Origin of the sequence: Actinophytocola sp., assembly GCF_050699915.1 — a bacterium.
Lineage (GTDB): Bacteria > Actinomycetota > Actinomycetes > Mycobacteriales > Pseudonocardiaceae > Actinophytocola.
The window spans coordinates 1-7,153 of the sequence record NZ_JBOHGA010000273.1 but is presented as its reverse complement, the minus strand read 5'-3'; the positions used below and the strand labels follow the sequence as shown (position 1 = coordinate 7,153).

Here is a 7,153-nt window from a genome sequence, read left to right as displayed (position 1 = left end):
GGCTGCTGACCATGGGCCAGGCGCTGGCCGGCGGCCTGCGGGCCGGGCTGCGCGAGGCCGGCGTGCCGGTGCGGCTGGACACCCCGCTAACCGCGCTGCGCACCGAGGACGACCGGGTCACCGGCGTCGAGACTCCGCGGGGCGCGATCCATTCGCGGCTCGGTGTCATCCTCGCCACCGGCGGCTTCGAGCACAACGAGCGGATGCGCAAGGAGTACCAGCGCCCGCCGGTCGGTACCGAGTGGACGGTCGGCGCGGAGACCAACACCGGCGACGGCATCGACGCGGGCATGCAGCTCGGCGCGGCCACCGATGTCATGGACGACGCTTGGTGGGGCCCGTCGATCGTGCTGCCTCGCGGGCCCTACTTCTGCCTGGCCGAGCGGACGCTGCCCGGCTGCGTCATGGTGAACCAGGCCGGCGAGCGGTTCGTCAACGAGGCCGCCCCGTACGTCGACGCCGTGCATGCCATGTACGACAAGCACTCCGAGGACGTGAGCCACATCCCCGCCTGGCTGATCGTCGACCAGCGGTACCGCAACCGCTACATCTTCGCCGGGCTCGGCCCGCGCCAGCCCTTCCCGGGCCGCTGGTACAAGCACGGCGCCGTGTACCGGGCCGGCACGTTGACGGCGCTCGGCGCGCAGATCGACGTCCCGTCCGACGCTCTACAAGAGACGGTCCGGCGGTTCAACGGGTTCGCGGCGAGCGGGGTGGACGAGGACTTCCACCGCGGCGAGAGCGCCTACGACCGCTACTACGGCGACCCGCGCAACCGGCCCAACCCCTGCCTCGCGCCGCTGGCCAAGCCGCCGTTCTACGCGGTCCGCATCGTCCCCGGCGACCTGGGCACGAAGGGCGGGCTGCGTACCGACCCGCGCGCCCGGGTACTCCGCGAGGACGGCACACACATCGCCGGCCTGTACGCGGCCGGCAACGCCGCGGCGCCGGTGATGGGCCGAACCTACGCCGGCCCGGGTGCGACACTCGGCCCGGCGATGACCTTCGGCTACCTGGCGGCCAAAGACATCTTGGAGACCAAGGCATGACACGCCCAACCGCACCTAAGGGGAACGGGACGCAACCCAGCCACAAGTACGTGCTTGAACCGGATGGCAACGCTCAAGGCGACCAACAGGGTGAAATCCGGGGAGGCGGCACAGCATGACGAACTTCCGCACGATCGACGTCGGGGAGCCGCGGACTCGGTTCGCTCGTGGTTGGCACTGCCTCGGCCTCGCGTCGACCTACCGCGACGGGAAGCCGCACGCGGTCGAGGCGTTCGGCACCAAGCTCGTCGTGTTCGCGACCGAGGACGGCACGCTCAACGTGCTCGACGCGTACTGCCGGCACATGGGCGGCGACCTGTCGCAGGGCACGGTCAAGGGCGACGCGATCGCCTGCCCGTTCCACGACTGGCGCTGGGGCGGCAACGGTCGCTGCGTCGGGATCCCTTACGCCAAGAGGATCCCGCTGCGCGCCCGCACCCGCTCGTGGCTCACGCTCGAACGCAACCAACAGCTGTTCGTCTGGCACGACCCGCAGGGCAACCCGCCGCCCGACGACATCGTCATCCCCGAGACGCACGGCGCGTCCGGTCCGGAGTGGAGCGACTGGACCTGGGACACGGTCCGCATCGACGGCTCCAACTGCCGCGAGATCATCGACAACATGGTCGACATGGCCCACTTCTTCTACATCCACTTCGCGTTCCCGACCTACTTCAAGAACGTGTTCGAGGGCCACGTCGCCACCCAGTACCTGCACTCCCGCGGCCGCCCGGACGTCGCCGGCGCCGGCTACGCGGCCGAGAACGTCACGCTGAGGTCCGAGGCCTCCTACTACGGGCCGTCCTACATGATCAACGACCTGTGGCAGGACTACCACGGCACGACGATCGAGACCGTGCTGATCAACTGTCACTACCCGGTCAGCGCCGACTCGTTCGTGCTGCAGTGGGGCGTCAGCGTGAAGAAGCTGCCCGGGCTGGCGAAGGAGAAGGCGGACAAGGTCGCCGGCAAGCTGGCCAAGAGCTTCGGGGTCGGGTTCCTGCAGGACGTGGAGATCTGGCGGAACAAGACCCGGATCGACAACCCGCTGCTGTGCGAGGAGGACGGCCCGGTCTACCAGCTGCGCCGCTGGTACGAGCAGTTCTATGTGGACACCGAGGACGTCACCGACGAGATGACCAACCGCTTCGAGTTCGAGGTCGACACCACGCGCGCCAACGAGGCGTGGGAGCGGGAGGTCGCGGAGAACCTGGCCCGCCGGGAGGCCGAGGTCACGTGAGGCGAGCTGGCGAGGAACCGTGATGCCGACGAACTGGGCCAAGGCGCCGGACCACCACGATCCCGGCGCGGTCGCCGCGAACACCCGGGAGTTCCTCGAGTCCGGCCTGACCACGGTGCGCTGCCGCGCGTGCCTGTCCGAGGTGCGGGTGCGCAAGGCGAGTGCGGCGCAGACGAGCGTGCAGTGGTCGTCCGACCCGGCGGCCACCTGCCCGGAGTTCGCCGCCCGGGTGGCCGCCGGCGAGCTGGGCGCGCGGATCGACACCTGCCCGAAGCTGCGGGCGAGCATCGAGGACGCGGTGGCCGACGGCCGGCTGGCGGTGCCCGATGCGTGAGCAGCGCTCCTATCGGCTGCGGGTTACCCAGGTGATCCCGGAGACCGCCGACGCCTGCTCACTCGAGTTCGATGTGGACGGTGCGGACGCGGACGCGTTCGCCTACCGGCCCGGTCAGTTCCTCACCATCCGGATCCCGAGCGACCGGTGCGGCTCGGTGGCCCGCTGCTACTCGCTGTCCAGCTCCCCGCACACCGACGACCGGCTGAAGGTGACCGTCAAGCGCACCGCCGACGGGTACGGCTCGAACTGGCTCTGCGACGAGATCTCCGCCGGGGGCGAGGTCGAGGCGCTGCCGCCGGCGGGCGTGTTCACGCCACGCTCGTTCGACGCCGGTCTGCTGCTGTTCGCCGCCGGCAGCGGGATCACCCCGGTCGTCTCGATCGTGAAGTCGGCGCTCGCCGCCGGGTCCGGGCGGGTCGTGCTGGTCTACGCCAACCGGGACGACCGCTCGGTGATCTTCGCCGGCGAGCTCGCCGCGCTCGCCGAGCGGCACCCGGACCGGCTCGTCGTGCTGCACTGGCTGGAGTCCGTGCAGGGCCTACCGACCGCGCCCGCGCTGGCCGCGATCGCTGCGCCGTACGCCGAGCTGGATGCCTTCGTGTGTGGGCCCAAGCCGTTCATGGCGGCCGTGCGCGAGGCGCTGACCTCGCTCGGGGTGCCGAAGGGTCGGGTGAAGCTCGAGCGGTTCCAGTCGCTCGGCGCCAACCCGTTCGAGAAGGCCGCCCCGGCGCCGCCGGCGCAGACCCGCGGCGCCGCGACCGTCGAGGTGACACTGGACGGCGTGCGCCGCAAGCTCGACTGGCCGGCCGAGACGAAACTGCTGGACCTGTTGCTGGACAACGACATCGATGCGCCGTACTCCTGCCGCGAGGGGGCGTGCAGCGCGTGCGCGTGCCGACTGGTGGCCGGCGAGGTGAAGATGCTGAACAATGACGTGCTGGAGGACGAGGACATCTCCGACGGCATCGTCCTCGCCTGCCAGTCCGTTCCGGTGACGGATGCCGTCGAGGTCAGCTACGAGTGAGGCCGCATGCCCATCGACCCGACCGTCGCGATCGGCGCCGACCTCGGCGAGACCAGGTTCTCGTGGACCACCTCGGACGTACTGCTCTACCACCTCGCGCTGGGCGCCGGCGCGTCGCCGACCGACCCCGCCGAGCTGGCGTTCGTGCTGGAGGACCGGCTGCGCGTGCTGCCGACGTTCGGCGTGGTGGCGCCGGGTTTCCGCACCTTCGAGCCGCCCGCGGTGCGCTTTCCGGGCATCGAGCTCGACCTGTCCAAGGTGCTGCACGGCACCCAGTCGATCGCCGTCGGCGGGCCGCTCCCGGCGTCGGGCGCGGCGGTGGCGCGGTCGCGGATCGCCGACGTGTGGGACAAGGGCAAGGCCGCGGTCATCGTCCAGGAGACGACGGTCGTCGACGCGACCGGCGTTCCACTGTGGACGACCAGCTCGTCGATCTTCGCTCGCGGTGAGGGCGGGTTCGGCGGGCATCGCGGTCCGTCCGCATCGGTGGCGGTACCCGGCCGTGCGCCGGACCGGGTGATCGAGACGCCGACCCTGCCGCAACAGGCGCTGCTCTACCGGCTGTGCGGCGACCGCAACCCGCTGCACGCCGACCCGGAGTTCGCCGCGCGGGCCGGCTTCGACCGTCCCATCCTGCACGGGCTGTGCACCTACGGGATGGTCTGCAAGGCGGTCGTGGACAGCATGCTCGACGGCGACGTCACCCGGGTGGCCTCGTTCGCCACGAAGTTCGCCGGCGTGGTGTTCCCGGGCGAGACGCTGCGGATCCGGGTGTGGACCACCGACACGGGCTACACGCTCACCACCACAGCGGCCGAACGCGACGACGCCCCGGTGCTCGCGGACACCGTGCTCACCCTCGCCTAGCGCCTGGAAGGACGCCTTCCAGACGCTGAACGTCCTGATGGCCTCCTTCCAGGCAATAGGATCGCAAACCATGGTGATCTTCGAGGCCGGCGATGGCACGCGGCTCGCTTTCCATCGCACCGGCGACGGCGACCCGGTGGTCTGTGTGCCCGGTGGACCGATGCAGTCCTCGGCGTACCTCGGCGACCTGGGTGGGCTGTCCGCGCTCCGCTCACTGGTGCGGCTCGACCCGCGCGGCACCGGCGACTCGGCGGTGCCGGCGGATCCGGCGAGCTACCGGTGCGACCGGCTCGTCGACGACGTCGAGGCGCTGCGCGTACGGCTCGGTCTGGACCGGATCGACCTGCTGGGCCACTCGGCGGGCGCCGCCCTCGCGGTCCTCTACGCGACCCGCCATCCGGACCGGGTCGACCGGCTCGTCCTGGTCGCACCCAGCCCGCGGCCGGTCGGCATCGAGGTCACCGACCAGGATCGCCGCGAGGTCGCCGAGTCCCGCCGGGGCGAGTCGTGGTTCCCGGACGCCTTCGCCGGCTTCGAGCGGATCTGGTCGGGCGAGCCGACCGACGCCGACTGGGCGGCGATCGCGCCCTTCAGCTACGGCCGGTGGGACGTCGCCGCCCGGGCCAACGTGGCCCGCGAGGCGAGCGAGCTCAACGTCGACGCAGCCCGCGCGTACTACTCCGACGGCGCGCTCGACCCGCCGGCCACCCGGGCCGCGCTCGCCGACCTGGCGGCGCCGGTCCTGCTCGTCGCGGGCGAGTACGACGTCGGGCTCCCGCCCAGGCGCGCCAGGGAGTACGCGGACCTGTTCGCCCGCGCGGAGCCAGCCGTGCTGGCGGGCTGCGGTCACTTCCCGTGGCTCGACGAGCCGGAGGCGTTCGTGCGCACCCTCGCGGGGTTCCTGCCTACAGCAGCTCGCGGTTGACCTCGCGGACCGCGGGCGCCAGGTCGGGTAGCTCGACCACCTCGACGCCGCCGGCCGCGAGCAGCTCGGCGCCCCGCCCGTCGACGAACGTGGGCGGCTCGCGCAGCGCGAACACGACCCGCGGGATGCCGGCGGCGAGGATCAGCTCGGTGCACGTGCGCGGCCGGGAGGCGCGGCGGCCGCACGGTTCCAGCGAGCTGTAGATCGTCGCGCCGGCCAGGCGGGGGTCGGCCGGGTCGAGCTTCGCCAGCGCGGCCTCCTCGGCGTGCTCGGTGCCGCCGGACTCCCGGGACCAGCCGCGGGCGAGCTCGTCGCCGTGTGCGTCGACGACGATCGCCCCGACCGCGAACGCCGTCTCCGACGGAGGACAGCGGGTGGACAGCTCGATCGCCGCGCGCAGCCAATGTCTGTCTACTTCGGACTGACTGAGCAGGTACCGGTGCAGCGCCACGTTCCCGATCGCGCGAATCTCGACCAGCGTGGCGCGGTGCTCGGCGTGCCAAGGGAACCGGCCGTCGTGGACGAACCGGGGCGCGTCGCTGTCTCCGACGAAGAACGGCGCGATCGCCAGGTGCAGCTCGTCGGCGAGCCCGGCGGTGAGGAACGCGGTGTGGGTACCGGTGCCGCCCTCGACCATCAGCCGGGCGACCCCACGCCCGGCCAGGTCGGCGAGCACGGCCGCGAGGTCGACGCGCTCGCCCATCGGCACGGTCTCACCCGGGGTGGCGGTCCCGTCGGGCGCGTAGACGAGCTGCTCGCCGGTGGCGAAGAACGCGGCCGAGGGGTCGAGGTCGCCGGACGCGGTGATCGTCACCTTCACGGGACTCTCGGGCCGGCCCTCGGCGACGCGGCGTCTGCGGCGGGCCGCGGACCGGACGAGCAGCCGGGGGTTGTCGCGGCGGATCGTGTTGGCGCCGACCAGGATCGCGTCGCAGCTCGCGCGGACCTCGTCGACCCGGTCCCAGTCCGCGTCGTTGGACAGCACGAGGCGGCGGTCGGTGGCGTCGTCGAGGTACCCGTCGAGCGACGACGCGCAGCTCAGCAGAACGTAGGGACGGCTGGTCATGACACGTACCATCGTGGCAGATCACGACCTGAGGGGAGCACGGCGTGTCCTACGTGGGCGACACCGGGGAGATCAGCGCCACCTACCACCCGATCGGCGAGGTGGACAAGCTCGTCCGGCCCACCGTCACCAACGCCTTCGTGGCGCCGGGATCGGTGACGCGCGGCCAGTTCGGACTGTTCCAGTACACGATGGCGCCGCGCGCGGGCGGCCCGCAGCCGCACATCCACAAGACGTTCTCGGAGTCGTTCTACATCACCGAGGGCACGGTCCGGCTCTACGACGGCGAGCGGTGGGTGAACGCCTCGGCGGGCGACTTCCTGTACGTGCCGGAGGGCGGCATCCACGCCTTCCGCAACGAGAGCGACGCCCGTGCGCAGATGCTGATCCTCTTCGCGCCCGCCCCGCCGCGGGAGGACTACTTCCGCGAGTTGGCCGAGCTGCTCGACTCCGGCCGCCAGCTGTCCCCCGAGGAGTACACCGAGTTCCTCGCGAAGCACGACCAGTACATGGTCTAGCCTCGATCTTTCATCTGCCCCTCGGGTGAGGGGTGTGGCCCGGTTCGCATGTGGTGGCTGGCTTTGGGCAGGTGTGAACTGCGGCGTTGGGGCCGCTGGGTGTTCTGGTGTCCTTTCGCGGGGGTTG

The 7,153-nt window shown here is 71.6% G+C and carries 8 protein-coding genes; 7 read left to right on the top strand and 1 reads right to left on the bottom strand.

All coding sequences use genetic code 11. The features are described 5' to 3' along the window. The 6 genes from ACRDSK_RS29910 to ACRDSK_RS29885 all read left to right on the top strand — a co-directional run. The coding region (locus ACRDSK_RS29910) for an FAD-binding protein (RefSeq protein WP_431444708.1) at positions 1 to 1,049 on the top strand (1,049 nt) is incomplete at its 5' end. A gap of 115 nt (positions 1,050 to 1,164) precedes the next feature. After that, positions 1,165 to 2,289, top strand: coding sequence for a Rieske 2Fe-2S domain-containing protein (locus ACRDSK_RS29905; RefSeq protein ID WP_431444707.1), 1,125 nt, complete (start codon positions 1,165 to 1,167; stop codon positions 2,287 to 2,289). 22 nt (positions 2,290 to 2,311) lie between these two features. Continuing rightward, entirely contained in the window at positions 2,312 to 2,623 is a 312-nt protein-coding gene (locus ACRDSK_RS29900) for a hypothetical protein (protein WP_431444706.1), read from the top strand. Next, positions 2,616 to 3,650, top strand: coding sequence for a 2Fe-2S iron-sulfur cluster-binding protein (locus ACRDSK_RS29895; RefSeq protein WP_431444705.1), 1,035 nt, complete (start codon positions 2,616 to 2,618; stop codon positions 3,648 to 3,650). Before ACRDSK_RS29900 ends, ACRDSK_RS29895 begins: the two co-directional genes overlap by 8 nt. Before the next feature lie 6 nt (positions 3,651 to 3,656). After that, positions 3,657 to 4,517, top strand: coding sequence for a MaoC/PaaZ C-terminal domain-containing protein (locus ACRDSK_RS29890; protein WP_431444704.1), 861 nt, complete (start codon positions 3,657 to 3,659; stop codon positions 4,515 to 4,517). A 70-nt stretch (positions 4,518 to 4,587) separates the two neighbouring features. Then, positions 4,588 to 5,442 carry an alpha/beta fold hydrolase gene (locus ACRDSK_RS29885; protein WP_431444703.1) on the top strand — a complete coding sequence of 285 codons (855 nt, stop codon included), beginning with the start codon at positions 4,588 to 4,590 and terminating at the stop codon, positions 5,440 to 5,442. Here ACRDSK_RS29885 and ACRDSK_RS29880 read toward each other — a convergent pair. Continuing rightward, on the bottom strand, positions 5,423 to 6,508 hold the full coding sequence (locus ACRDSK_RS29880; RefSeq protein WP_431444702.1) for a dihydrofolate reductase family protein: 1,086 nt from the start codon (positions 6,506 to 6,508) through the stop codon (positions 5,423 to 5,425). The two genes, ACRDSK_RS29885 and ACRDSK_RS29880, sit on opposite strands and share 20 nt — an antisense overlap. 44 nt (positions 6,509 to 6,552) lie before the next feature. Between ACRDSK_RS29880 and ACRDSK_RS29875 the strand changes: the two genes are divergently transcribed. Continuing rightward, positions 6,553 to 7,026, top strand: coding sequence for a cupin domain-containing protein (locus tag ACRDSK_RS29875; protein ID WP_431444701.1), 474 nt, complete (start codon positions 6,553 to 6,555; stop codon positions 7,024 to 7,026). Positions 7,027 to 7,153 lie beyond the last annotated feature (127 nt).

Coding starts and splice junctions, on each gene's coding strand:
- ACRDSK_RS29895 (WP_431444705.1), top strand. CDS start 2,616: ATGCGTGAGCAGCGCTCCTATCGGCTGCGGGTTACCCAGGTGATCCCG.
- ACRDSK_RS29885 (WP_431444703.1), top strand. CDS start 4,588: ATGGTGATCTTCGAGGCCGGCGATGGCACGCGGCTCGCTTTCCATCGC.
- ACRDSK_RS29900 (WP_431444706.1), top strand. CDS start 2,312: ATGCCGACGAACTGGGCCAAGGCGCCGGACCACCACGATCCCGGCGCG.
- ACRDSK_RS29905 (WP_431444707.1), top strand. CDS start 1,165: ATGACGAACTTCCGCACGATCGACGTCGGGGAGCCGCGGACTCGGTTC.
- ACRDSK_RS29880 (WP_431444702.1), bottom strand. CDS start 6,508: ATGACCAGCCGTCCCTACGTTCTGCTGAGCTGCGCGTCGTCGCTCGAC.
- ACRDSK_RS29890 (WP_431444704.1), top strand. CDS start 3,657: ATGCCCATCGACCCGACCGTCGCGATCGGCGCCGACCTCGGCGAGACC.